Origin of the sequence: Paenibacillus sp. OSY-SE (assembly GCF_000283315.1) — a bacterium.
Taxonomy (GTDB): domain Bacteria; phylum Bacillota; class Bacilli; order Paenibacillales; family Paenibacillaceae; genus Paenibacillus_B; species Paenibacillus_B profundus.
The window spans coordinates 32,533-57,210 of sequence record NZ_ALKF01000163.1 but is presented as its reverse complement, the minus strand read 5'-3'; the positions used below and the strand labels follow the sequence as shown (position 1 = coordinate 57,210).

Genomic DNA, 24,678 nt, shown 5'->3' with positions numbered 1-24,678 from the left:
CCATTCTCCCCTACACTCAGAATTATAAGAGATTTGGAATTTGTACAGGGGAATACGGCTTAAGATTGAACCGTTTTCGAATTTCACATTCGTAGCGGTAGCAACCTAGAAAAGTAACGAAAATAACGAAGAGATGATAAAAAGAGCAAAAAGGAACCCGCTCCTGACGAAAGGGTAGAGTGAGCAAAGGGGGAGTGACAAGAACTACATAGAGATGTGTAGAGATACGTAGAGATACGTAGAGATACCTAGAAATATGTAGAGATATGTAGAGATACGTAAAGATACGTAGAGATACCCAGAGATATGTAGAGATAGCTAGATATACCTAGAGATATGTTGATATATGTAGAGATACAGATAGTTACAGATAGTTACAGAGGTTTACAGGGAGCTACAGAGAGACACATAAATCTGCTTAGAACTACTTAGGGTTACTTAGGGTTACTTAGGGTTACATAGATCTACTTAGAGTTACAGAGAGACACGTAGAATTTTAAAATCCCCCTTAAAGCAGCCAGTCAACTCGAAATAACTCTCTTTCCACTCGTTAGGTTACGTCGCTGCATTCAAATTACTGATTGAATGGGAGAGTAAAGCTAAGAGAGAGCAGCAAACATAAAAGTACCCCGAGGCAGTTGCTTAAGCCTTGGGGTGCTGCAATGCATTCGCCGTCAGATTATGTTCGTCTTCGATCAAATAAAACCTGGGCGACATCTGACTATATTCCTGGAATCGGCGAGCGCTTGTGCTCTGTCTTGCGGTATTGGCGCTCGATTTTCTCGCGCACGTCATCTGGTACGGCTTTGCCTTCCAAATAGTCGCTATTTTGATCGTAGGAAATGCCGAGCTCCTTCTCGTCTGTCTGGCCGTCCCACAGACCAGCCGTCGGCACCTTGTCAATCACACTTTTTGGAACGCCCATGTGGGCGGCCAATTGGCGAATTTGGCGTTTGTTGAGTGAAGATAGCGGCGTAATATCCACGGCGCCGTCGCCCCACTTCGTATAGAAGCCAGTTAATGCTTCCGATGCATGATCCGTACCCACGACAAGCAAATTCAAGTCAAAGGCAAGAGCGTATTGGGCCACCATGCGGACGCGCGCCTTCACGTTCCCTTTGCCCGGAATGCTGAGATGGCGCGGTTGGTTCAATTGCTTGAAGCCTTGCTCCACCTCAAGCGTCACCTCGTTCACCGCATCTTCAATGTTCGTCTCCACCGTATGCTGGAGAGCGAACGCTTGCGCCACGGCATAGCTGTCCGAGATGTCCACTTGATTGCCGAACGGTTGAAACACGCCGAGTGTGATGTATTCTTGTCCCGACTCCTTCGCCAGCTCATCCGTCGCTTGCTTGCACAAGCCGGCAACGACTGCGCTGTCTATCCCGCCGCTAATCGCGATAAGAAGCCCTGTCGTTCCGGAGCTTTTCACATATTGCTTCAAGAAGTCTACGCGCTTGCGAATTTCCGCATTCTCATCAATTTGTGGTTGTACGCCGAAACGCTTAATAATGTCTTGTTGCAAGCTCATCGTCTCGTCTCCTTCCTATTCCAGCTGCTCTTTGTAAAAATCCCCGCACCATAAAGGCGCGGGGCTATCACTGCATGCTTTCGTCTTCTTAGCGGCAGAAGCGATCGAATGCAGCTTTCAAATCTGCTGCAATATCTTCTGCCGAGCGATCTTCCACACTATGACGCTCAATAAAGTGCACCAATTCGCCATCCTTCATCAATGCGATGGAAGGAGAAGACGGAGGAAACGGTGCGAAATATTCGCGCGCCTTCGCTGTCGCTTCTTTATCTTGGCCGGCGAACACGGTGAACAAATGATCCGGTGTCACCTCGTGTTCCAGCGCTTTACGCACGCCCGGACGGCATTGTCCAGCCGCACAACCGCATACCGAGTTCACCACAACCAATGCGGTGCCCTTTGCTGCAGGCAATTTTTCTTCTACTTCCTCCGCTGTCCGCAGCTCAACACAGCCGATGGAAGTCAGTTCATTACGCATCGGTTGAACCATATCACTCATATATTGCTCAAAAGACATGGACATCAGTGCTCACTCCTTACCTTATAAATAATTCCGTTGATAGATTGGTTGAATATAAGCTATCGTTAAATATTTAACCATTTGCAGCGACGTAAAGCAAGGGAAAGCCGAAGATCCCGTAAACAGAATCTTTGCTTTCCCTCGGACAGTCCCGTCACCGTTACGTGGAAGGACGGTTAGGTCCATCCAACTTCTTATCTACGACAGTGCTCTCGTTCGACTTATTTTCACGATTTTTTTGCTGTTGCCGCTCCTGCGCTTTCGAGTCTTGACTGCTCATCGCATGGGCCTCCTTTCCGCTATGTCGCTTCTATAAAGTGCGTGTGAACAACCTCTATTATGCGCATAGAGAAGGAAGCCTATCCTTTCAGATGATCTGCTTCATCAGCCTCCGGTGCTTGTTCAGTCAGGTTAGCCAGTTCAACCGATTCAGTCGGTTCAGCCGCCCCTTGCTTCCCTTGTTCACGGCGGCGCACAGCGACGTAGCCTGCAGCCAACATTGCGGCACACAGCCATTGCTCATACCCCAATCCGAGCCAAAGCGACTCGTACGGCTTGAAGTAGCTGCCCAGCATGCCGATGCTCCCTCCTGCGAGAAAGCCAAGCTCAGCATCTGCAAGCGTACCTAACGGGCGGCGGCGCATCCACATCCCGACAAGCAGGATGAGGCAAGCCAACGTCTCCGCCGGAGGCAGGCCATGAGCCGGAAACCCGCTTGGCAGCGGCAGCGGCGTAAAGCCCGGAGCATTGGACCCGTTCAGCGTATAGAGCCAGCCGTAGGCCGCTACCCACGTGAAGATACCGTGAGCCAACAGATCAAACAATATCGTATATGAAAGTTTGTGCTTACGTACATATATAGTCGTCCATACGGCAATCCCGAGCAGAAGCAGCATATTGCCGTTCGCAGACGTTCCGTTCAAATAAAGCAGCGTACGCGGCTGCTGCCATATAATAGACGGGGAATCCCACAGAAATCCGAGTTTTTCGTTCAAAATAAACAGAAGTGCTACCGTTAGCGCCCAGTCGGTATAATGCCGTAAAGCTTGCCCTTCCATACGTGAGCGAAGTGAAATGATGAATACCGCGATAAGAAAAGAGGCAAAGCTGACAAACAACTCCCAATTGATTGTAATATTTCCGATTTGAAGCACATTCATACGGTCCCCCCCCATATGTCTATCATAACGAACGTTTACGACGGGTTCAATTCAATGCGGGGGCCCCAGCTTCATCATTGAGTGACGGGAAGCTTCCCTCCGAATCAGCGGCATGTAACCGGAACGTCACTTCAAAAACAGTTCCTTCTTCAGTACTGAATACCTCTATCGTCCCCTTATGCCGCTCCATAATGCTCAAACACAAAGGCAAGCCGAGCCCCGTTCCTTTTGATTTGGTCGTATAGAAAGGCTCGAACAACTTATCCAGCTCTACCTGAGGAATGCCTGATCCCGTATCACGTACCCGGAGCTGAACGCCTTGCGGAACAAGCACCGTCTCTAAAGTTAATATTCCCTCCGTATCCGAAGCTTCCATCGCCTCCATCGCATTTCGCGCCAAGTTCAGAATGAGCTGCTTCATTTCCTTGGTATTCAAATATAGCGTTGGAATAAGCTCATGTTCAGCAAGCCGGAATATGATTTGTTGACCGCGGAGATTCGCATCCGCCCAGAGGAGCGGAGACAGTTGCTGAATGATATCGTGCAGATGAATCTGTTCCTTCTCCACGATTCGATTTTGCGCCAGCGCCAAAAAATCATTAATAATCCCGTTGGCACGGTCAATTTCATCCATAACGATATGAAAATAATTTTGTAAATTGTCAGGACTCTTCTCTTGCATCAGCTGCATAAAACCGCGAATAACCGCCATCGGATTGCGAATTTCATGTGTAATGCTTGCTGCCATCTGCCCCACCAGATGGAGCCGTTCCATATTGCCGATTTCGGTGCGCAGCTGGGTTAGCTCCGTGATATCGTGCGCCATACCGACCGCTCCGACGATTTCTCCCGTCTCCTGACTTCGAATGGCATTGGCAAGTATGTAATATTCCCGATCTCCGAACCGGGCCACTTCCCCGTCCACGACGCCTCCCTGCAGCGCCCCCTCTAAAATAATGAACTGATTCGGATTATCCCCCATCTTTTGCAGCAATTCGCTCAGCGGCCGATCAATCAACTCAGCCCGTGCAACATTGGGCACTTGCAAAAGTATTCCTTCAATCATATTATCGTTAATTGCTGTAATTCTCGTCTCAACATCAATAGCAATTACACAGAGCGGCGCTGTATTCAAAATTTGACTTAGCTTCTCCATTTCTTCCCGATAGCGCCGAGAGACCGTCTGATATCCTTGCTGCAAAAAAGCTTTCTCCCGCGTTTCTTCAATCATATAAATGAGCAGGCAGGCGGTAATCAGAAACATGACGGCGAACATAACCATGAACAGCATCACTTTCGCATCGGTGAACAAAAATAGCTTCCCGTGTGGTGAAGCGGTTGCATAAAACCCGTAATAAAGCATAATTCCGAGCAAAGAAAAGGAAAGATAAATAAAAAGGCGCATCCGCAATCCAGATTGACGGAATTTATTAATGAAAGCAAAAATAAACGGCGTCAAATAAATAAGCGCATCGCCCCACATCATTTGCGGCTGTTGAACTCCTTGGAAGCCGAACATCATTAATATATAGAGCCCAACGATGGCAAGCCCGATACGGTAACCTCCATACCAAATACCGAGCATGTACGGGAGCAAACGGAAATCAAAAGGTTGCGCCGTATCCATATAAAATGAGAACACCATGCAAAGAAGTACGGAGAAAGCCGATGTCAGTCCGATGATAACCGGTGCGCGCGCTACGCGCTCCGGCTTGATGGAGCAGAGCTGCCAAGAGAACGCCGGAATACAAGCAATTAGAACTTGCAGCAGGGTTTCCTTGAGGGCCACGTACATGTTATATCTCCTCTATAAAGTAAGTTAAAGATGCCTTGGTTAAATCATAATTATTCTTTATTAACAATGGAGCAACACAACCTTTTCGTCAAGTTTCGATTTTTGCGTTACAATAGCGTAAGAACAATAGCAGAAGGAGAACGAAATGAAACAAACCGATATTATCGTCATTGGGGGAGGCCCTTCCGGTCTAATGGCCTGCATCGCAGCTGCTGAACACGGCGCGCGGGTGGTGCTTGTCGACAAAGGGGACAAGCTCGGACGCAAGCTCGCCATATCCGGCGGCGGACGATGCAATGTAACTAACATTAAAGACCAAGAGGAACTAATTCGACACATTCCGGGTAATGGTAAATTTTTGCACAGTGCCTTCGCCCACTTTAATAATCGGGATATTATCCGTTTTTTTGAAGGCCTTGGCATCGCTTTGAAGGAAGAAGATAACGGACGTATGTTTCCCGTCTCGGATAAAGCAAAGACTGTGGTCGAAGCGTTAATCGGCGAGGTTCGCCGCCTTGGCGTCACGATACTCGTAAACCAACCGGTCGCCGACGTATTATATCACGAAGGAGCAGTTCAAGGCGTGCGCTTCAAAAACGGAGCAACGCTGCATAGTAACGCTGTCATTATTGCAACGGGCGGAAAATCTGTACCTCACACCGGCTCCACCGGCGACGGTTACGCTTGGGCGACGGCAGCAGGCCATACGATAACGGAGTTGTATCCGACCGAAGTGCCGCTTACTTCAAATGCGTACTTTATTCGAGAGAAACTGCTGCAAGGGTTGTCGCTGCGCAGCGTTCGTGTCGCAGTATGGAATGAGAAAGGCAAAAAGGTGGTTGAACACGAAGGCGACCTGCTGTTCACTCACTTCGGTCTATCTGGACCGACCGCGCTTCGTTGCAGTCAGTTCGTCATCAAGCAATTACAACGTTCGGGACGCGAGACCGTCAATCTGACGATCGACCTCCAGCCAGAGATGTCTCTGGCCGAACTCGAACGGAAATCTTTGCAGCTTTGCGCGCAAGAACCGAAGAAAGCCGTAAAAAATGTGCTCAAGCTGCTGCTGCCCGAGCGAATCATCCCCATTTTGTTACAGCAAGCAGGAATCGATGACACGGTAACCTACGATCATATTCCGAAGCAGCCCTGGCAGGATCTATGCCGTCTTATAAAAGCATTTCCGATCAAAGTGAACGGAACCCTCTCATTGGAAGAAGCATTCGTAACCGGAGGCGGAGTCCACCTGAAGGAGATTGAACCAAAGACGATGCAATCCCGGAAGATGCACGGGTTGTTCTTCTGCGGAGAAATTTTAGACGTTCACGGCTATACAGGGGGATACAATATTACGGCCGCCTTTGCGACAGGCTATACAGCCGGCAAACACGCTGCCCAAGCTGTTCATGAATAGCTCTACTAAATGACAAACAGGGCAGTCCGCTATTCCCTTTCGGGGTAAAATAGACGGAACTGCCCTTATTTCATAAAATGCACCATTAAATTATGTTCATCGTATATTCTGCGACTCAGATATGAATGCCGCCTGGGAATTGATTGGTCGTCTCGTCATCGATCCAACCAAAAGCTTCTTCCTCCCGATGAGACAAGTCATCATGATTCGGAGTACGGTCCTTCACAGCATATCGATCATCATCAACCCAATCCTCATTAACAACATGTGCCGGAATCGGAATCCAATCCATGCCGTAGGCCTGGTTCATGACGGACACTTCAGTTAAATCCGCTTCCTCTACAAGCTGTCCACCATGCGCCTCTGCTATTTCGAGCGCAGACGTGAGATCTCTTTTTTCCACATGCACATGAAGTTCCGTATGGTTGTCTCCGTCATATGCCGGAGTGTATCCCAATTCCTCCAACGTATCAAATGCCAACATGGCACTGGCGGCGTCCGTGAACCGGAACCGAATGGCTGCTTCTGGCATACTCGTTCCTCCTATTTGGTGAGCTATCCGTTAATATGCCCGAGTCGAAGAGGAACATACCCCGCCCATTATTGCCCTGCCATATCTTCCGCAGCATCTGCCTGCTTCCGCTTCTCTTTCCAACCGGTCATCAGTATGACAATACTGCCGATATACGCAGCGGCCAGCCCTCCGAATGCCGCCAAGCCGATGCTTAGGAGAGGCGTCGTCATAACTAAGCCCCCTGCGAGCGCCCACAGAGCGCCAGGAACTGCACAGAGCACCATTACCATATGCTGCGCTGCTTTATGCAGCTGCTCGGAACGGAATGAGAACATGGCAGGAACATCGCCTTCAATGAACTCTCGCCAGTACATGCTAAGCCAATAACTGAGGATGACGTACAATACAGGCACAATAATGAGAAAGAGCCCGAACTGGGATGCAACGAACGATGCTCCAAGGCCAACCATGGTGAGTTGAATATAGAAAGTCAGATGAGATCTGCTGCGCAGCAAAGATTTGACGGCAATTGCGCCGATTTGCTGGCTGCCATTTTTTCGCTTCATAAAATATCCGGATCTCGGGAATAGGAGTGGGCGCTTGCGTTTGCTCCGCGTCGGTTTCTCTACGCTTCGGGACAGCAACAACGCTGTCAAGCGCAGCTTTATTTCCCCTTCTACCTCGACATCCCGGTCAAAAGTGTGCCGTGCATGGATGCGCCACAGAAAGAGTGGAGTCGCAAGCACTGCCAGTATTGCCGCCCAGCCAATACAGATCAGATAATGGAGTTGCAGCACATACAATGTGAATCCGAATGCTGCAATAGACAGTATACCGACGATAAGCGATATCCCCCATCTTCGCCAACCGCCATATGCAATATGGACACGATTGCGCAGCAATGCAGTCAAGACAGACAATACACTGACGGCGAGGCCGAAGCCAAGCAGCAGAGTAACGGGCAAGCCATACCCGCGAACGAGCCATGGAGAGACGAGAAGCAGCGCGAAGCCGGTAACCAGCACACTGCGAATGATGTACCCGAGCAAGCCGAATAGTACCAACCGTTTCCACCATGTCGATTTTTGACGCAAAAATAAGATGTCTCCCCCTTCCGCCCAAGTATGCATCATCCCCATAATGACAGGCAAAATACAGGGTAGAAGAAACAGGATGTACGGCCCGGCAATCCATGAGGCAGGCAGCGGATCCGTCCACCAATCATAGTAGAACTTGAGCCCGAGCAGCAATAGCGGGATGACGATATACAGCCACACCGTCCAATCCAATACGGTACGCAGCGCCTTCCATTGGTAGACGGCATTCATCTTCAAGCGCCGCGAAGCCAGCGTCCATGGTTCCATCGCTGTGATAGTTCGCTGCTTCGCCATCAGGTCAACGCCTCAAAGCAATCGAATAAAGTGCCCTCAGGCAATCCGCACGCCTGCCGCACCTCTTCAAATGTTCCACGGGCAACAATGCGCCCTTGGTGGATGAGCACGAAGGAATCGCACACGCGTTCGGCTGTATCCAACACGTGCGTGCTCATCAGCACACCTGCCCCGCGCTGTCGTTCCTTGTCGAGCATGCGGAGAAAACGTCGGGTGGCGCGCGGATCCAATCCGACGAACGGCTCGTCCACTATATAGAGAGAAGGACGCAGCAGGAAGGCGATAATAAGCATTAGCTTCTGCTGCATTCCTTTGGAGAAGCTGGTCGGCAGATGATGCTTCTGCTCCGTCATCTGGAACTCCAGCAACAACTCCTCGGCCCGTGCTTCGAACTCGTCACGCGGCATCTCATGCGCTGCCGCAGCCAGTTCCAAATGCTCCCACAATGTCATGGAATCATATAGCACGGGTTGTTCCGGAACGTAAGCGTAGGTCCCCTTGCCGTCGCCAATTCGTACGCTTCCTTGCACATCACGCATAATTCCTAATATCGACTTGATCGTGGTGCTCTTCCCCGCACCGTTCGGTCCGATTAAGCCCACCAATTGGCCGGCCTCGACCTGAAACGTAATATCATGAATTTTTGATTCACCTTTATCGTAACCCGCTGATTGAATATGTGTATCCAGTACAATCAAGAGGAATTTCCCCTTTCAGTTGTGCCTCAAGGCACGATTAGAACTAATTTCCCTACATTTTCATTACGTTCCATACGCCCATGTGCTTCATTTATTTGATCCGGCTGCCATACGGAATCCACGACAGGCATACACTGCCCCGCTTCGAACCGCGGCATCGCGAAGGAAACAAAATCAGCCGTCAACCGGGCCTTGCGTTCAAGCGGCAGCCCGCGGAGCGTGCTGCCAATAATCTGGAGCCGACGCAGCATGACAGACATAAAATCCACCTCAACCTTGGAACCGCCCAGCGTGCCTATTAGCACGAGACGACCGTCCATCGCCATGCATTGAAGGTGGTCCTTCCAATACGGAGCAAGGACCGGATCGAGCACCAAATGTACACCTGCTTGCCCCGTCCATTGTAACACAGACTCGGCAAGCGGCTCCTTGCGGTAATTCACTGCAAGCTCGGCACCGAGCTGCTTGATTACTCCGCACTTCTCCTCCGATCCGGCCGTGGCGGCCACACGCGCACCGGCAGCATGGGCAAGCTGAATCGCCGCCGTTCCTACTCCGCTTGCGCCGGCGTGGATAAGCACGGACTCCCCTGCTTGCAGACGGCCAAGCTGAAATACATTCAAAAATGCGGTCAAATAAGCTTCAGGCATTGCGGCCGCCTGTTCCAGCGTCATGTTATCGGGAACGCGCATCGCCATATTCGAAGGAATGGCCGCGTATTGGGCGTAGCCACCTCCCGGCAGCAGCGCGCACACCCGATCGCCTATGTTCCAACCGGTGACGCCTTCTCCGATTGCTTCAACGGTACCCGACATCTCCAGCCCCAATATGGGCGAAGCCCCTGCCGGAACCGGATATTTCCCGCGCTTCTGCAGCAGATCTGCCCGGTTCAACGCCGTTGCGTAGATGCGGACAAGCAGCTCTCCGGACTTCAATGCGGGCTTGTTCCACAATCCCCAATACAGCTTCTGTTCTTCCCCTACTCGACAAGCGATCATTTCAGCGTGTTCATCATTCTTCAATCGTTCCGCCTCCTTTTTACGTTATTGAACGAATTTAAACATTTTAAAATTTTTTTGTTCTTTCTTTCACAAATGTGATAAATGATATTTTAGTCATGTTCGCTTCCGTTATACGATTATTACGCAACTACTAGTATAAGGTGGGATTCGAATGTCTGAGCGAATCGATCGCGAGACCGAAACATCGCTACATCTGTTCCGCGTCTTTTCCAAGGCTTTCAAGAGTGTCGCAGACCATTCCGCCGCGGGATGTAAAGTGGAAGGGTTCAACCCTACTGATTTTGCTGTATTAGAAATGCTTCATCATAAAGGACCTCAGCCTATACAACAAATCGGGGCAAAGCTTCTTCTGCAAAGTGGTAACGTCACCTACGTCATCGACAAGCTGGAGCGCAACGGCCTGCTTCGCAGACATCCTTGCGCCAAAGATCGCCGTGTCATTTTTGCGGAGCTTACCGATATGGGACACGAAGAGATGAATGCCATATTCCCTAAGCAAGCGCAGACGCTGCGGCGCGCCATGAGTGGTCTGACCTTGGAAGAGAAGGAACAAGCCATTTCTTTGCTTAAAAAATTAGGTATACAAGCGGAGAAATTGAGTCTCGTCACGAAGAAAGGCTCTTAATTGACGAAGAAACGGCAAATGAATAAGCGTATTCGCCGTTTCTTCTTCTTTATACGGGCAGCATCCAGTTCATTCCGCAGCCTCACAGCGATGCGGATGCATTCATTACGAAGCGGAATGGCTTGCCGAACCTGCAGTATTACCTGCTTGGTTGGTGCCTTGGCCAGTCTTTGACTTCGGCATCAGCAGTGTACACCCGAAGCAGATGACCGCGATCGCAGCCATAACGGCAAATACATTAGATAGCCCCGTTTCCAAAAAACCACGTAAAATGTTCATCATATCCGGCGCCAATTGGCTTGCACTCTCGGGGTTCAACAAATTGTTCAAATCATCGCTTGTAATCTGCGAAGAAATTTCCGGTCCCGCCGTGCTGACTAACGAGGCAATGCGGGCATTCAGGAACGTTCCGAAGGCGGCAATACCGAGCGTCTGACCCAACGTTCTCACGAACGTATTCAGCGCCGTCGATGCCCCGCGCATGTTCCATTCCACGGAAGATTGGACAATGATCGTAAAGACGGTTATCGAGAAGCCGAAGCCAAGACCCGATATCGCCATCAACGCAACGATAACCCACACCGATGTCGCCCCGGTAATCATTGCTAGCCATATGGAACCAATGACGATGAAGGTCATCCCTATGGAAGAGGTCAAGCGCGCTCCGCTCTTAATGAGCATCCGCCCCCCAATAATCGAACCGATGAGCCAACCGATCGACATCGGCGTCAAGGACAAACCTGAGCTTGTCGCATTTTCACCCAGCACCCCTTGAATCCATAGCGGCAAATACGAGTTGATCCCGATGAGAACGCTGCTAATCAAAAATCCGACCAAGTTCGATACGCCGATGTCTCGAATGCGAAACAGCTGAAATGGCACCATTGGTTCCGGCGCTTTGATTTCAATAAAGTAGAACATGACGAGAAAGACAGCTGCGATCCCGAGCAATAGCACCATCCATGGAGAGTTCCAAGCAATGCTCTGCCCCCCGGTAATAATTGCGAACAAGAAGGCCGTCATGCCAATCGTGAACGTGGCAGCCCCTGCGTAGTCCACCGGTTTGTCCTTCCGTTCCACCTTTTCTTTGAAGCAGACGATAATCATCCAGACGGATACGATGCCAAAAGGAACATTAAAGAAAAATATCCAATGCCAGGACAGAGAGTCGACGAAAAATCCTCCGACAAGCGGACCTACTAGTCCCGCAATCCCCCATATGGAGCTAAACAGCCCTTGGATCTTAGCTCGCTCTTCAAACGTGTAAATGTCGGCCACAATCGTGAACGTGACCGGGAGTACGGCGCCAGCGCCTATCCCTTGAATCGCGCGAAATATGACCATCTGCGTCATGTTCATCGACAATCCGCATAACATGGAACCTGCGACGAACAAGGCTGAGCCGAAAATAAAAAGCTTCTTGCGCCCATATAAATCAGCCAACTTACCGAACAGCGGCGTCGATACAGCCGTCGTCAGTAAATAGGCGGCATATATCCAACTGATCAGCTGCATACCGCCCAAGTCAGATACGATCTTCGGCATGGCGGTACTAACGACCGTCACTTCAATAGCTGCAAGAAATGTGGACAGCAGCAGCGCCAGGGTTACCAGTTTGCGGCTGCGCCCGGCTTGCATGGTAGCTGTGTTCATCATCATTGTCCTCCCCTTTCCATCTGTAAAATGTATTTTTAAAATGTAACAAGATCGAGCCGCTAAACGGCATTTTCACTGTATTTAGTACATGCTTCGTGATCAAAAGGGGGCTTTTTGAACAACCTCTGTAAACCTTCCTTCATCCATATATGCCTGACGCATACTCGAATGCCGAACCTGATCCCACATCGGGTCATGCGTAGCCACGATAAGCGCTCGCCCCTTCTCCGCTTGCGCGAGGCACCAATCCCGTACCGCCTCGGCATGGCGGGCATCGAGCGCTGCGGTCGGTTCATCCAGCAATAAGATAGGCGGATCGTGAATAACGGCCAAGGTGAGACTTAAGAGACGCTTCGCGCCGGTAGGCAGATCATGTGGGTGAAGGTGCCGGACCGAACTTAAATCGTTATGCTCGAGCCAGGTCTCTACCTGCTTATCGAGAGCTTGGCTTGTCATGAGGCCGTCACCTGCATCGTGACACGAGCGGCCGCTGCGCTGCGCCATCAGAACGGCATCACGTATTTCTTCCTCCACCGTATCAGCGAACAATCCGTTCTCCGGATGTTGGGCGACAAAACCGATGCGCTCCGCAAGATCATAAGTGGACCATTGTGAGAATGGGCGCCCCTCGAGCATCACCGTACCGCTCGTATACCCGGCCTTAGGCGGCATCCCTCCCGTTAGTATGCGGAAAAGAGTCGATTTCCCTGAACCATTCAGACCGTGCAGGATAACGCATTGCCCTTGCAAAAGCTGAAAGCTGATACTGTGCAGCGCATAGTCACGCGACGAGCGCGAATGGGCTCCGAGGCGGTAGCGGAAGTCGAGCTCACACACTTGAAGTAACGCCCCGGCCGCGTCTGAAGGACATGCGGATTTCGTTGTACACTTAGGTGCTGCACAATCAGATACCAGACTATCCTGCAGTTGGATCGGAACAGGTCCAGAGGGAAGCACTCCTGCCTTGCGGCACAGGCTGACCAGGTTGGGATAAGCGAAGTCATCCTCCGTTACCGACTTCTCAGTCTGTCCGTACCTCAATCCTTCTGCCAGATGACCGTCGAAGGCAATGCGTCTATCGTGCAGAAGAAGAAGCTGGGCATTATCTAACCAGTTCCAGTCCATCTCATCCAATCGTGACACGGCTAGAATGAGCGTGCGGCCTGCTTGATGCCAGGCTTGCAGCGATTTATCCAGCTGCCGGCGAGCCGGCGCGTCCATATGGCTCCACGCATCATCCATAATGAGAATGTCGGGTTCCAGTGTCAAAACCGAAGCGACTGCCGTCCGCTGCTTCTCCCCTCCGGACAGCTGATGCACCTGCCGATGGCGCAGGGAAGTAAGGCTAGCTCTGCGTAATTGCTCTTCCACCCGCTTGCCAATGACATCGCGCGGCAGGCCCAAATTTTCAGGCGCAAAGGCAAGCTCGTCTTCCACCGTCCCGATAACGAACTGCTCATCTGCCTCCTGCAGCACGAAGCCGACAAGCGGGGACGAATCGACGTGTGCCGCTGCTGAATCTATCGTTCCGCGCACCGTTCCTTCATATGGCTGCATCGCACCGGCAAGCAGCTTGCATAGCGTTGTCTTGCCGCTGCCGTTGCCACCGGCGATAAGTGTGACACTGCCGCGTAAAATGCAGAAGCTGCATTCTTCGAGCGCTGGCTCGTTCTCTCCTAAATAGGTAAAGGCCACGCGTTCGGCACGCATGACCTCATCCAGGCTTAACGATTGCCCCATCAGATCGTCTTCCTCCTATCCCTGATGTTCCCGATAGTCACGGCCGAGCGCAAAGGGGCGAACCGCCCGCGTCGGCGCCAAGCGGTCGCCGATTACTTTCGTAAGCGCGCCGCAGAGCAGCATGCCGCTCAGACAGCGGATAAGTAACGTAACGATGAGCACCCATGACTCGTACTGTATGTACCCGAACATGAAGGCGGACACGACGAACCAGAGCGGCACCGCGGCGGTACCGACAAATAACATGGCGCCCCAATTATAATGACGATAGTGAAACAAATAAAAAATCGGCTCGATCACGATTGCATAGCAGGCGGCCGCCGCAATAGCCGACCAAGCCCCGTATGCAGTGCCGACGAGAATTTGGATACAAGCGCCAAGCGCATAGGTCATTAGCGCCGCACCCGGTTTGCGAATGATATACATCGCAAGCAGACCGTAAATCATGTATAAGCCGACAAGCGATGACGTGAGCATGGGACCGCCCATAGAATGAAGCAGCTTGTTCACCCATGACAATCCACTTGTGAGCACGCCATTAGCCGCGGCCAAGAGCGCCATCAGCACCCATTCGGACAACGATAACGAACGCAAGGAGAAGCGTTCAGCGGGTCTATGTTGCACGAGTATAATTCCTCCATTTCCTTGACAACGTTAACTCTGGAATATCTTGTTTTAACGTTACAAGCCTTATGAAGGAATTGCAAGTAATAATGTTGCGTGGCTAGGGCTGAATGGAACGAGTCTTCCTCTGCCCTAGCCGAACAAGCATGTCGCGGCCGCCGCCACTACGGAGGCGGCCGCGACACCGATTCCAGCAGGCGCAAAGCGCAGCCTGCGCCAGTGCGTGCGCGTGGCGACCGCGCCGAACCGCTTCACTTCCATCGCGGTCGCCACCTCCTGCACGTGGCGGAGCGCATTCGCCGCCACGGTTACCCCGTAGCGGCGAGCAATGCCTAGCCGCTCGCCGAGCCCGCGCGGAGGCGCTAGCTGACGCATGCGCTGCGCGTGGCGAATACGTGCCGCTTCCTCCGTAAGAAGCGGCACGAAGCGCAGCGCAATGGCGACCGCGAACGCAAAGCGGTCCGGCAGCCGCATATGATGCGACAGCGCCACGACCACATCACGCGGCGCTGTCGTTGACGCGTACAGCAGCGATGACAGGAACAGCGTCATCGCTCGGAGCGTCAGCGTCAGCGAATCCCGGCACGCTTCCGCCGTCAAGACGAGCCCGCCTGCGCGCAGCCACGGCGTCTCCCCGGGCAGGACGAGCCATTGAAACAGAAAGAGAGGAAGGCCGAAGCCTAATAGCCAGAGCAGTGTCTTGCCCCATCGGCCGAGTGACCAATCTGCGCCGGACAGGCCGATCGCAAGCACTGCTGCGAACCAAGCGGATTGCCACGACAAGTTCAAGGTGACAATCGCGGCAAGTCCGGTGCTCAGGAGCCATATCCCTTTCGTTATCGGGTCCAAGTTCAGCAGCCACGTACGCACGAGTTGCCTTCACCTTCACCCCAACGCGGAGATTGTAATGTGACGAGCACTTGCTTCGCCGCCTGCTGTATCGATTCTTCCGGCAGTGAACCGAGAAACAACGCCATTGCGCGCGCATTGACTCCACCTGCATTGCCCCGCAGCACCTCGGATTCCAAGGTGGAATATGCCTGCTCCGCTTCCTCTCGCTGCTTGACACCGCAAGGGCTTTGCAGCACCGCATCCTTCAGCTCCCACACTCGCTGCAGCAAATGCTGCTGCTCGTCTGACAGGCCGATTTTCCCTGCCCGGATATAGTCGTTCATCATGCTGAGCGTCAGGACAGGTTCCGCTTTCTTCTTCACCAACGCTTCCGCCGTCGCATCCAGCACGTTAATAATAAAATGATTCACTTTGCCAAAGTCCACATTTTTCCGATCGAACGCCGCATAATTCATGAACTCGAAGGTCATACCACTAATGATTGTCGCGAGGTCGATCCAATATGGCTCTGTCTCTTTCCCGTATACTTCGGCAGCAACTTGACGGAAAGCAAAGAACCGTTTGGCCCGGAACTCGAACACCATGTCGCGAATTTCCCGTTTCTGATGCAAGTGCGATTCTTTCCGCTGCATCGTCAGGAACAGCTTGAAACGCCTGAATTGCTCAAGCGAGACACGAATCAACTTCTCCAATTTCTCACGCGGAGGCAAACTCTCAGTCAACGTGTGGCGAAGCATCTCATACATCAATTGATGATAATGGTCGAAAATCGTAATCAACAGTTCTTCTTTTGAACGAAAAAACGAATACACGGATCCTTTGGCAATGCCAATCCGATCCGCAATTTCCTGAATCGAGGTATTATGATAGCCCTTCTCCGCGAATAACGCGAGTGCGGTCTCCATAATCTGACTCTTCTTATCTTCCATGTCGCGTCCTCCATGCCTAATTGACCGGACATCATTGAGCATTTGACCGTCACGTCAATGACTGCGAAGTCAAGGAGGCAATCATTTAATAAGCTAACCATACCACACATGGATATATGAGTGAAATATTTTAGAAACAAAACATTTGACTTTCGGGTCAACCGGAATTATAGTATCAACATGTCATTTGGTTGACCGGAAAGTCAGCTGTGAAATGGATGCGGATAATTACGATTTATCGCAAGTTATCACTCATAGGTACACAACGGCTGCAGAGGAAAAAACATACTGAACGAAAGCAAGGTGATTGCGAATGACGATGACGAATGACCCCACCCGGTCTCGTCGCAACATGGTTTTATTCGGTCTTATTATGGGGATGTTCTTCAGTTCCCTTGAGCAAACGATTGTCGGTACGGCTATGCCGACCATCATTAAGGATCTAAACGGGTTTTCCATCTTTGCATGGGTTACTACAGCGTATATGATCTGTTCCACCACCGTTATTCCTCTAGCCGGCAAGCTGGCCGACTTATTCGGAAGCCGCTTTATTTATTTGATCGGCTGGCTTATCTTCGTCGTCGGTTCTGGGCTATGTGCGACAGCTACCACCATGGAGCAATTAATCATTTATCGAGCCATACAAGGGATCGGCGGCGGGATGCTGATGCCGATGTCGCAGACGATCATCGGCATGATGTTCACTCCGGAGCAGCGCGCGAAGTGGCAAGGCATCTTCGGGGCGATATTCGGTCTTAGTTCCGTGATCGGGCCGTTCTTTGGCGGATTTATCGTAGATAATATTAGTTGGCATTGGATTTTCTTAATTAATGTTCCATTCGGATTATTATCGACCATCCTTATCTTTATCGGGATGAAGTCCGTGGATGCTCCGCGGGACAAGAGCAAGAAAGTGGCCATCGACTGGTTAGGTATTTTCACACTCATTCCAGGTATCGTGCTGCTTCTGCTCGGGTTGTCTTTGAATCACGATAAATATGGTTGGACTTCGGCAACGAGCATTCTTATCTTTACTGGCGCGCTGCTGCTGTTCGTTCTATTCGTCTTCGTGGAACGTCGGGCGCAAGAACCGATTATCGAGATGTCCCTGTTCAAGAGCCGCGTATTCAATGTATCCGTCACACTCGGCTTTCTCGTCGGTCTCGGCATGTTCGGCGCCATCATGTTCGTGCCGATGTTCATGCAGGGCGTGCTAGGCGTGACACCGACGCAGGCCGGTTCCACAATGACACCGATGATGATTGCGCTCATTATTGCCAGCGTCCTCGGCGGCCGCCTCGTATTGCGCATGCCTTATCGTTCGGTAATGGCAGCGGGAATGCTCATCACTTCCATTGGCTTCCTGCTGATGAGCACGATGGGCGTCCATACGACGCAGATTACCGCTTATAGCTTCATGATGGTGCTCGGCTTCGGGATGGGGCTTGTAATGCCAATTATTACGATTGTCGTCCAGAATGCGTTCCCGCGTGAAAAATTGGGCACCGTCACCTCAGCGACGACCTTCTTCCGCTCTATCGGGAGCACAATCGGAGCGACGCTGTTCAATGTCATCATGAATGCGGTCATCGCAACCAACATAGCCAAAGCCAAGGCGAGCGCTGATGCGATGACGCAGACTGTGCTGGATAAGACCGGCACCGACTCGAATACGCTGTATCAAATGCTCATTAACAGCGAACAAATTCCGCTTCCTGCAGAAGCAAAAACGAACCTGTTGGATACCGTCAAAGAAGCGTGGTCTTCCTCCTTCTCCACCGTGTTCCTGACCGGATTAGGATTTATCGTGCTCGGCATCTTCGTATCGCTGCTTATCGGCAACGGCCGTATCTCCCGTGACGGGATGGACAAGAAACGCAAGCGGGGAGCCGATGACGAGTCAGCAATGGATGGACATTCCCATCCTCAGGCGTCCGCTTCCAACTCATGATGGAAAAACGGTCACCCTCACAATAAAGTCACACGTAAGTTGTTCTCAGCCGCTCCTTCGGGGGCGGCTTTTTAATGAAAAGTATTGGAGACGGCGCAGACATAAAAAATGCACCCCAAAGATATAATGATGTCTCATGTGGGTGCATCTTGCATCTCATATTTACTTTAGAACAGCTAAATATCGAAATTTACAGCTTATGAACGTTGACCGGAATATTCATCGTTTCTTTTACGCAGCCCTGCTAAGCCAATTAGTCCAAGCAGACCGAGCCAACCATAATTGTTTCCTCTGTTGCCATTTACAGCGTTAGTTCTGACGTTGCTTGTGTTGTAATTGCCAGTCGTGTTGGTGTTGTAACCATTAGTCGCGTTGGTGTTCATACCGCCATCGTAACTGGAACCATCTACTGCAAAGGCTGGTACGGCGAGAACCATAGAAATGGATGCCATTATCAGAATAGCTGACAATCGTTTTTTCAATTCATTCACCTCCGGTTAGTAATGTTATATCAGTTGTAAGATTCCCATGTGATCCAATCCTTATACGAAACAGTCACGCTTTAAGGTATATTAAAAAGCACCCGTATCTCATGGGTGCTTTGGACTGGGTACGAGTATGTTATTGCTGAAGTCCCAATGCAGCATTGGCGCTTTGCATGTCGATTTGCAACTGTTCATTCACATTGTACGGATGGTAATATCCCTTATTCATCATATAGTTGGTAAGCTTTTCATGACAGGTGATGGCTGTATCTAAATGCGACTTTAATACAGTGCGCACTTCAGGCGTGGCTGACTCGGTAATGGCAACGGCCAGGTCCTTTATGCCGGACTTTGAAGCCAATAACATATCCGTTGCAATTACTTGATCGGATAATGTGCTCATACCTGTCATGTTTTGAACGATTGGATTCATAGAGACACCTCCTTTAAATATAATTTGCTCGCGACAATAGAGCTTGATAATCCTGAATTGCTTTGGCGGAGTTTTGGACATCTTCTTGCATTAATCCCTGCAACTCTTGACATGACACCAACCCCATCATTGTTTTGGTTTTTGTCATGCAAACATTTTTAAAGTTCAAAAGTTCATGCACTTCCAACATTTCGTGCGTACCTAGTTGTCTGTTGTTCATAGCTACACCTCCTTGGCAATCAAGGATTATTTTGTGGAGTACAGTCGCTGATTATTCAGCGGCATCCGTAGGTGTTCGCTTCCAACTCATATGTCGGAAAATGAGAAGAAGCCGCAGGCTGTTTTCACAATTTCTTTCGAAAACAACTTGCAGCTTCCTTATTGTTAGGATTTCACATTATAATGGGGATTCGACAAAATCGATTTGACGAGTTGGGTTAAATCAACTTCTCCAACCATTCCTTGGCCGCCGATCACATTTTGAAGATTTTGAGGTAATTTGGCTTTGTCATCTTCATAGTAATAGGCAAGCACGCCTAAATGCTTCAGACTGAATTCTGAACTGCCGACGACCGTAAAGGTTCGTCCTCCTAAATTACCTGGCAGCAGGTCGATTTCCCGCGTTCCATTATCTGCAATCTTTGCCTGCACGGCTTGAATCTTCCCGTCTCCCAATCCAATCGCTCTAAACTTCAAATTAACGAGCTTACTTTTTCCGTGAATCCCGTTATATTTCCCTTTGCTTGCCGTAATGAGCCGCAACAACGCGTCTGTGTCGCTTTGATGCGCTAGCATTAATTTATTGTCGACTGCAACCTCTTCCAGACGGAAGCGTGTTTTGTCATATTGCATCGTAAAGTCTTCCGCATAAATATAGTTCACATTATCGAGCGAAATCTGAACGTCGAACGTCTGATTCAAATATACAGCATAGGTAACCGATGTAACGCTCAGCTTAGGGCTGTTGATGGCATCTGGATTATATGGCTTTAACTGACTTCCCTGCTGAAGGTCAATTGCCGTCAGCAATATATGCTTGTTGCTTTGATTGTTAACGAATTCAACCGTATGCTCGCCATACTCAAGCCCACTGAGTTCATATGCCAGTCTTGAATTATAATAATCATATGGAATATCTTGCAATGATAATTTCCCGTTAATTTTGCCGTCAACGATAACTGAAATATTGTCCGAAGTGTCTACATATCCATAATTTTGCGTAATGATTCGGAATGATGTGCCTTCAAAATTAAACTTGAATGAAGCATCCTTATTGGTGCTATGTTTTGCGACATTCCCAACCCACCAATTTCCTTCATAGGTTATTTCGGGTGACGTATACGAATATCGATCCCAGCCCTTTTCCGGATAATTAAGCGGCTCCCCTATTTTAGCAGCTCCAAACACAGTCGTTACAGAAAACACAAAAATGAGTACCAAGGCAAACAAAGACGCGGGAACTATTTTTTTGTACATACGCGATGACCTCCATATCAATATTTAATAGGTTCACCTAGTACTTTAATATAGATTTTCAGCATTTCCCAAACAATACTTTCTATATATGTCAATATAGGTATTATTTAACATGTATAATTGTCGATATTTGCATGAACAAGCGAAAAAGCACCTCTCCTATGGAGAAGTGCTAATCTTGTCGACAACCCGAATTCATGCAAAAAACAAGAATGGCGGGTATCCGTCTCATTACTCTATAATTCGATGCTACTGCTTTCTCATATATGTCCGGTACCACAGACCGAACACATACAATACCCAAATTTTGCGCGAGTAGTCTCCTTGACCGTTCTTATGCCGGCGGAACATATCCTCGACCGACGTCAGGTTAATGATGTGATCGATGCCGCTGGAAGACAACTCTTCCCACATAATGTTCGCGCGCTCTGTACGCAGCCAATCCCGCATTGGAACCGGGAAGCCGAGCTTCGGACGATGCAGGACCGAATCCGGAATGATGCCTTCCATCGCTTTGCGCAACGCGTACTTCGTCGTCCCTTCCGCAATGCGGTGTTGAGCCGGGATGCGGCGGGCGATATCGAATACTTTGCGGTCCAGGAACGGCACGCGCAGTTCGAGCGAATGAGCCATCGTCAGCTTGTCCGCTTTCATTAGAATATCTCCTGGCATCCACAGGTTCATATCGATATACTGCATGCGGGACACCGGATCAAGGTGCCGCGTCCGGTCATAATATTGGCGTGCAATATCGAACGGCTTCGTGAAGGATGACATTTCGTCTGCGCTTGCCCGCAACAGCTCTGTCTTCGCATCATCCGTCATAATGTTCGCATTGCCTAAGAAACGCTCCTCAAGCGGAGTCGTTCCGCGCAGCAAATAATTTTTCCCGTAGAACGAGAACGGAACGGAACGCACAATACGGTTCATCATGCGCTGCATACCTTCCGGCATCCATGACAAGTAACGCAATGAATGCGGTTCACGGTAGATGCGGTATCCCCCGAACAGCTCATCGGCCCCTTCGCCCGACAGTACCACGGTGACATGCTCCTTCGCTAGGCGCGCCACCTCGTATAATGCGATCGCAGAAGGATCAGCTACCGGCTCATCCAAATGCCAGATGGCACGCGGCACCGCATCAAAATACATCTCCTGTGTAATTATGCGGTCATAATGCTCCGTGTCTATCTGTCTGGCCGTATCACGTGCAATGATCGTCTCATCGTTCGGACCTTCAAATCCGACGCTAAATGTTTTAATCGGTTCGATGGAGCGCATCAAAGTCGACGTAATGGTCGAGTCGATACCACTAGAGAGGAAGCAGCCGCGCTGTACTTCGCTATGCAGATGATGCTCCACAGAGTCGCGCATAACATCGCGGATTTCCTCGATAATTTGCGTCAGCGGACGCTCCACCGGCTCGAACATCGGGTCCCAGTACTTCTCAATGACCGGCTTGCCACCGAACGGAATCGTAATGCAGTGTGCAGGCGGCAGCTTGTGAATACCCGCATACATCGTTTCAGGATCAGGCACATATTGAAACGTCAAATAATTATACAAGCCGTTCATATTCACTTGACGCGGTACACCCGGTACGGCCAAGAGGCTCTTAATCTCCGAACCGAAGAGGAACATCTCTTCGTTCATGAAATAATAGACCGGCTTGATACCGAAATGGTCGCGCGCAATGAATAGCTCCTGCTTGTTGCGGTCCCAGATCGCAAACCCGAACATGCCGCGCAGGTGATTCACGCACTTGGAGCCGTGCTCTTCATATAGGTGAAGAATAACTTCCGTATCGGTATGTGTCTTGAACTGATGGCCGCGTTGAATCAAATCTTCGCGCAGTTCCAAATAGTTATAAATCTCACCGTTGAATATAATCCATACCGAATCGTCCTCGTTGCTGAGCGGCTGTGCCCCAACGGCAACGTCAATAATGGATAGACGGCGAAATCCGAGACCGACGCGATCGCCGATCCACAGCTTTGCATCATCCGGTCCGCGATGATGAATTAAATCCATCATGCTGCGGACGATATGTTCAGAAGGTTGTTGATCATGAAAATGATATATACCGGCAATGCCACACATCTGTTCCAAATCCTTTCGCTTATCAGCATAACGTAACGTTCATTGTCTAAGTATTTAATAGAGGTTGTTTACCACACTAGTATGAAGCTTGTGAATTCTTATTCATGAACAGTGGAAGACCCCGCATGCGCGGGGCTCGTCCTAGGATACATTATAAACGTTTTTGACGAAATGCGACACAGGCTTGCGCCCAATTTGTCACAATGGCGGAATTCGACCCGAAGTGGATGTGCGTATAGCCGGCCACGAGTTGGAGTCGATCCTGATACACCGCTCCTTCGGGCCGCTCTCCGGCCAATCCGCGGGAACGGTATGCCGGAGGGAGCGCTTGCGCCTCCTCCACGTGAACTGTCGAATAATGGAACTCATGTCCGCGCGCCATCTGCTCCATTGGCAGCAGGAAATTACCTGCTTCCCCTGTCACTTCACGGTAACCGAGTGCAGCCAGCTTCGTTCCCATGCGCGTCTCGCCTGGGAGGATGCCGATGAGCGGATAGACGCTTCCATCCGTTAACACAAGCCGCTCGGTCAGAAGCATATAACCCCCGCATTCAGCAAATGTCGGTGTTCCTGCCTCAATAACTTGGCGGATGGAAGCCAATGCGCGGCTGCACTTCGCCAATTCCGGCGCGAACGCTTCTGGGAAGCCGCCGCCAATATACAAGCCGTCGACACCATCCGGCACCGGCTCATCTGCCAGCGGCGAGAAGCGGACAAGCTCGAAGCCGCACGCTTCGAGCAGCTCCATATTGTCCGGATAGTAGAAGTGAAATGCCGCGTCATAAGCAAGCGCCAAACGCAGCGGCTCCTGAGTGACGCCGAGCTCTTGCCCTGCCTCTCGTACGGAAGAGAAGCTGCTCTGCTTGCTCGGAATATCGTTGCTATCCGCTGCGCCTAAGCTCAAGTCGTCCATGTTCCGCAACGGCGCTGACTCTGCGATCCGAACGATCTCATTCAGATCCGTATGCGCTTCGACGGCATCAGCCATACGCTCGAACAGTGAGTCAAGCGTTCCTCGTTCGATGGCTGGCACCAACCCCAGATGTCGTTCTGGAACGGCCAGCTCTGTATCACGCAGCACAAAGCCGATCAGCGGCACGCCGCATGCGGACTCAATTGCTTCGCGGAGCAGCTTGCCATGCCCCTCACTGCCGACGTTGTTAGCGATCACTCCGGCAATGCGAACCTCCGCATCGAAATGTTGAAAGCCAGCTACCATAGCAGCAGCGCTTCTAGCCATGCCCGAAGCATCAATGACGAGCAGCACCGGACAATCCAGCTGCTTCGCAACGGAAGCAGAGCTTCCCTCGTCGGAGTCTGCTCTACGTCCGTCATACAATCCCATGACGCCTTCCATAATGGCGATGTCCGCTCCGTTCGCTCTCCGGGCGAAGATGTCACGCATGCCATCTGGACCGCACATCCAACTGTCAAGATTGCGCGACGGTACGCCTGTCACTGCGGTGTGATAAGTGGGGTCAATGTAATCAGGGCCGCACTTGAATGGCTGCACCTTCCAGCCATTGCGAGTTAACGCCCTCATAATGCCGAGTGTAACGGTCGTCTTGCCGACGCCGCTCCCCGTTCCAGCGATAAGCAGCCTGCGTGCCGGACTTGGCCAATTCGCCACCGTTCCCCCCACACTGCCCTTCCGTTCACGCGCACTGCGTTCTTCCTGAATTACATGCTCTTCCGAATTCAATGTCATCCCCCGTTTTCTTCATTCCTTATGTTCTCATTGTACAAAACCTGAACATCTTCG

General features: G+C 50.6%; 23 protein-coding genes. 3 read left to right on the top strand and 20 right to left on the bottom strand.

Annotated features, from left to right (window positions below; translation table 11 throughout):
* Window positions 1-721 precede the first annotated feature (721 nt).
* The 5 genes from nadE to A372_RS0108225 form a co-directional block, all read right to left on the bottom strand.
* Complete coding sequence (nadE, locus tag A372_RS0108245) at window positions 722-1,531, bottom strand: ammonia-dependent NAD(+) synthetase (RefSeq protein ID WP_019420363.1); 810 nt, start codon at window positions 1,529-1,531, stop codon at window positions 722-724.
* A gap of 88 nt (window positions 1,532-1,619) precedes the next feature.
* Window positions 1,620-2,054: a BrxA/BrxB family bacilliredoxin gene (locus A372_RS0108240; protein ID WP_019420362.1), complete on the bottom strand. Its 435-nt coding sequence runs from the start codon at window positions 2,052-2,054 to the stop codon at window positions 1,620-1,622.
* A 157-nt stretch (window positions 2,055-2,211) separates the two neighbouring features.
* Window positions 2,212-2,331: a hypothetical protein gene (locus A372_RS37895; protein WP_019420361.1), complete on the bottom strand. Its 120-nt coding sequence runs from the start codon at window positions 2,329-2,331 to the stop codon at window positions 2,212-2,214.
* 79 nt (window positions 2,332-2,410) lie between these two features.
* A complete protein-coding gene (locus tag A372_RS0108230; RefSeq protein ID WP_019420360.1) occupies window positions 2,411-3,211 on the bottom strand; it encodes a hypothetical protein in 801 nt (266 codons plus the stop codon).
* A 46-nt stretch (window positions 3,212-3,257) separates the two neighbouring features.
* Window positions 3,258-5,006, bottom strand: coding sequence for a two-component system sensor histidine kinase NtrB (locus tag A372_RS0108225; protein WP_019420359.1), 1,749 nt, complete (start codon window positions 5,004-5,006; stop codon window positions 3,258-3,260).
* Between the two features lie 145 nt (window positions 5,007-5,151).
* On the opposite strand from A372_RS0108225, the gene A372_RS0108220 reads away from it, so the two are divergent.
* Complete coding sequence (locus tag A372_RS0108220) at window positions 5,152-6,420, top strand: NAD(P)/FAD-dependent oxidoreductase (protein WP_019420358.1); 1,269 nt, start codon at window positions 5,152-5,154, stop codon at window positions 6,418-6,420.
* A 115-nt stretch (window positions 6,421-6,535) separates the two neighbouring features.
* Here the strand turns inward: A372_RS0108220 and A372_RS0108215 are convergent, their stop codons facing one another.
* The 4 genes from A372_RS0108215 to A372_RS0108200 form a co-directional block, all read right to left on the bottom strand.
* Complete coding sequence (locus A372_RS0108215; RefSeq protein ID WP_019420357.1) at window positions 6,536-6,952, bottom strand: hypothetical protein; 417 nt, start codon at window positions 6,950-6,952, stop codon at window positions 6,536-6,538.
* A gap of 68 nt (window positions 6,953-7,020) precedes the next feature.
* Window positions 7,021-8,325 carry an ABC transporter permease gene (locus A372_RS0108210; RefSeq protein ID WP_019420356.1) on the bottom strand — a complete coding sequence of 435 codons (1,305 nt, stop codon included), beginning with the start codon at window positions 8,323-8,325 and terminating at the stop codon, window positions 7,021-7,023.
* Complete coding sequence (locus A372_RS0108205; RefSeq protein ID WP_019420355.1) at window positions 8,325-9,023, bottom strand: ABC transporter ATP-binding protein; 699 nt, start codon at window positions 9,021-9,023, stop codon at window positions 8,325-8,327. The genes A372_RS0108210 and A372_RS0108205 overlap by 1 nt, the downstream gene beginning before the upstream one ends.
* Window positions 9,024-9,049: 26 nt before the next feature.
* Complete coding sequence (locus A372_RS0108200) at window positions 9,050-10,045, bottom strand: NAD(P)H-quinone oxidoreductase (protein WP_019420354.1); 996 nt, start codon at window positions 10,043-10,045, stop codon at window positions 9,050-9,052.
* Between the two features lie 151 nt (window positions 10,046-10,196).
* On the opposite strand from A372_RS0108200, the gene A372_RS0108195 reads away from it, so the two are divergent.
* On the top strand, window positions 10,197-10,670 hold the full coding sequence (locus tag A372_RS0108195; protein ID WP_019420353.1) for a MarR family winged helix-turn-helix transcriptional regulator: 474 nt from the start codon (window positions 10,197-10,199) through the stop codon (window positions 10,668-10,670).
* Window positions 10,671-10,775: 105 nt separating this feature from the next.
* Here the strand turns inward: A372_RS0108195 and A372_RS33565 are convergent, their stop codons facing one another.
* From A372_RS33565 to A372_RS0108170, 5 genes are all read right to left on the bottom strand, one after another.
* On the bottom strand, window positions 10,776-12,323 hold the full coding sequence (locus tag A372_RS33565) for an MDR family MFS transporter (RefSeq protein ID WP_237728505.1): 1,548 nt from the start codon (window positions 12,321-12,323) through the stop codon (window positions 10,776-10,778).
* Window positions 12,324-12,425: 102 nt separating this feature from the next.
* Window positions 12,426-14,066, bottom strand: a complete 1,641-nt coding sequence (locus tag A372_RS0108185) for an ABC transporter ATP-binding protein (protein WP_019420351.1) — start codon at window positions 14,064-14,066, stop codon at window positions 12,426-12,428.
* 15 nt (window positions 14,067-14,081) lie between these two features.
* Window positions 14,082-14,690 carry an ECF transporter S component gene (locus A372_RS0108180; protein WP_019420350.1) on the bottom strand — a complete coding sequence of 203 codons (609 nt, stop codon included), beginning with the start codon at window positions 14,688-14,690 and terminating at the stop codon, window positions 14,082-14,084.
* Between the two features lie 132 nt (window positions 14,691-14,822).
* Window positions 14,823-15,560, bottom strand: coding sequence for an energy-coupling factor transporter transmembrane component T family protein (locus A372_RS0108175; protein ID WP_019420349.1), 738 nt, complete (start codon window positions 15,558-15,560; stop codon window positions 14,823-14,825).
* Entirely contained in the window at window positions 15,542-16,471 is a 930-nt protein-coding gene (locus tag A372_RS0108170) for a TetR/AcrR family transcriptional regulator (protein ID WP_019420348.1), read from the bottom strand. Before A372_RS0108170 ends, A372_RS0108175 begins: the two co-directional genes overlap by 19 nt.
* Window positions 16,472-16,784: 313 nt before the next feature.
* Between A372_RS0108170 and A372_RS0108165 the strand changes: the two genes are divergently transcribed.
* Window positions 16,785-18,422: an MDR family MFS transporter gene (locus tag A372_RS0108165; RefSeq protein WP_019420347.1), complete on the top strand. Its 1,638-nt coding sequence runs from the start codon at window positions 16,785-16,787 to the stop codon at window positions 18,420-18,422.
* A gap of 197 nt (window positions 18,423-18,619) precedes the next feature.
* Here A372_RS0108165 and A372_RS0108160 read toward each other — a convergent pair whose 3' ends face one another.
* The 6 genes from A372_RS0108160 to A372_RS0108135 all read right to left on the bottom strand — a co-directional run bounded on the left by A372_RS0108160 (window position 18,620) and on the right by A372_RS0108135 (window position 24,624).
* The gene (locus A372_RS0108160; RefSeq protein ID WP_019420346.1) at window positions 18,620-18,904 is read right to left on the bottom strand and encodes a WGxxGxxG family protein; all 285 of its coding nucleotides are present in this window, start codon (window positions 18,902-18,904) and stop codon (window positions 18,620-18,622) included.
* A 139-nt stretch (window positions 18,905-19,043) separates the two neighbouring features.
* Window positions 19,044-19,340 carry a spore coat protein gene (locus tag A372_RS0108155; protein WP_019420345.1) on the bottom strand — a complete coding sequence of 99 codons (297 nt, stop codon included), beginning with the start codon at window positions 19,338-19,340 and terminating at the stop codon, window positions 19,044-19,046.
* 13 nt (window positions 19,341-19,353) lie between these two features.
* Window positions 19,354-19,560 carry a hypothetical protein gene (locus tag A372_RS0108150; protein ID WP_019420344.1) on the bottom strand — a complete coding sequence of 69 codons (207 nt, stop codon included), beginning with the start codon at window positions 19,558-19,560 and terminating at the stop codon, window positions 19,354-19,356.
* 164 nt (window positions 19,561-19,724) lie between these two features.
* A complete protein-coding gene (locus tag A372_RS0108145; RefSeq protein ID WP_019420343.1) occupies window positions 19,725-20,816 on the bottom strand; it encodes a cohesin domain-containing protein in 1,092 nt (363 codons plus the stop codon).
* Window positions 20,817-21,065: 249 nt separating this feature from the next.
* Window positions 21,066-22,916, bottom strand: coding sequence for an asparagine synthase (glutamine-hydrolyzing) (gene asnB, locus A372_RS0108140; RefSeq protein ID WP_019420342.1), 1,851 nt, complete (start codon window positions 22,914-22,916; stop codon window positions 21,066-21,068).
* Window positions 22,917-23,067: 151 nt separating this feature from the next.
* Complete coding sequence (locus A372_RS0108135) at window positions 23,068-24,624, bottom strand: cobyrinate a,c-diamide synthase (RefSeq protein ID WP_019420341.1); 1,557 nt, start codon at window positions 24,622-24,624, stop codon at window positions 23,068-23,070.
* Window positions 24,625-24,678: the final 54 nt, after the last annotated feature.

Bases quoted from the DNA above. Each gene is read 5' to 3' on its own strand.
- nadE (WP_019420363.1), bottom strand. From the start codon at position 1,531: ATGAGCTTGCAACAAGACATTATTAAGCGTTTCGGCGTACAACCACAA.
- A372_RS0108240 (WP_019420362.1), bottom strand. From the start codon at position 2,054: ATGTCCATGTCTTTTGAGCAATATATGAGTGATATGGTTCAACCGATG.
- A372_RS37895 (WP_019420361.1), bottom strand. From the start codon at position 2,331: ATGAGCAGTCAAGACTCGAAAGCGCAGGAGCGGCAACAGCAAAAAAAT.
- A372_RS0108230 (WP_019420360.1), bottom strand. From the start codon at position 3,211: ATGAATGTGCTTCAAATCGGAAATATTACAATCAATTGGGAGTTGTTT.
- A372_RS0108225 (WP_019420359.1), bottom strand. From the start codon at position 5,006: ATGTACGTGGCCCTCAAGGAAACCCTGCTGCAAGTTCTAATTGCTTGT.
- A372_RS0108220 (WP_019420358.1), top strand. From the start codon at position 5,152: ATGAAACAAACCGATATTATCGTCATTGGGGGAGGCCCTTCCGGTCTA.
- A372_RS0108215 (WP_019420357.1), bottom strand. From the start codon at position 6,952: ATGCCAGAAGCAGCCATTCGGTTCCGGTTCACGGACGCCGCCAGTGCC.
- A372_RS0108210 (WP_019420356.1), bottom strand. From the start codon at position 8,325: ATGGCGAAGCAGCGAACTATCACAGCGATGGAACCATGGACGCTGGCT.
- A372_RS0108195 (WP_019420353.1), top strand. From the start codon at position 10,197: ATGTCTGAGCGAATCGATCGCGAGACCGAAACATCGCTACATCTGTTC.
- A372_RS33565 (WP_237728505.1), bottom strand. From the start codon at position 12,323: ATGAACACAGCTACCATGCAAGCCGGGCGCAGCCGCAAACTGGTAACC.
- A372_RS0108185 (WP_019420351.1), bottom strand. From the start codon at position 14,066: ATGGGGCAATCGTTAAGCCTGGATGAGGTCATGCGTGCCGAACGCGTG.
- A372_RS0108170 (WP_019420348.1), bottom strand. From the start codon at position 16,471: ATGGAAGATAAGAAGAGTCAGATTATGGAGACCGCACTCGCGTTATTC.
- A372_RS0108165 (WP_019420347.1), top strand. From the start codon at position 16,785: ATGACGATGACGAATGACCCCACCCGGTCTCGTCGCAACATGGTTTTA.
- A372_RS0108155 (WP_019420345.1), bottom strand. From the start codon at position 19,340: ATGAATCCAATCGTTCAAAACATGACAGGTATGAGCACATTATCCGAT.
- A372_RS0108150 (WP_019420344.1), bottom strand. From the start codon at position 19,560: ATGAACAACAGACAACTAGGTACGCACGAAATGTTGGAAGTGCATGAA.
- A372_RS0108145 (WP_019420343.1), bottom strand. From the start codon at position 20,816: ATGTACAAAAAAATAGTTCCCGCGTCTTTGTTTGCCTTGGTACTCATT.
- asnB (WP_019420342.1), bottom strand. From the start codon at position 22,916: ATGTGTGGCATTGCCGGTATATATCATTTTCATGATCAACAACCTTCT.
- A372_RS0108135 (WP_019420341.1), bottom strand. From the start codon at position 24,624: ATGACATTGAATTCGGAAGAGCATGTAATTCAGGAAGAACGCAGTGCG.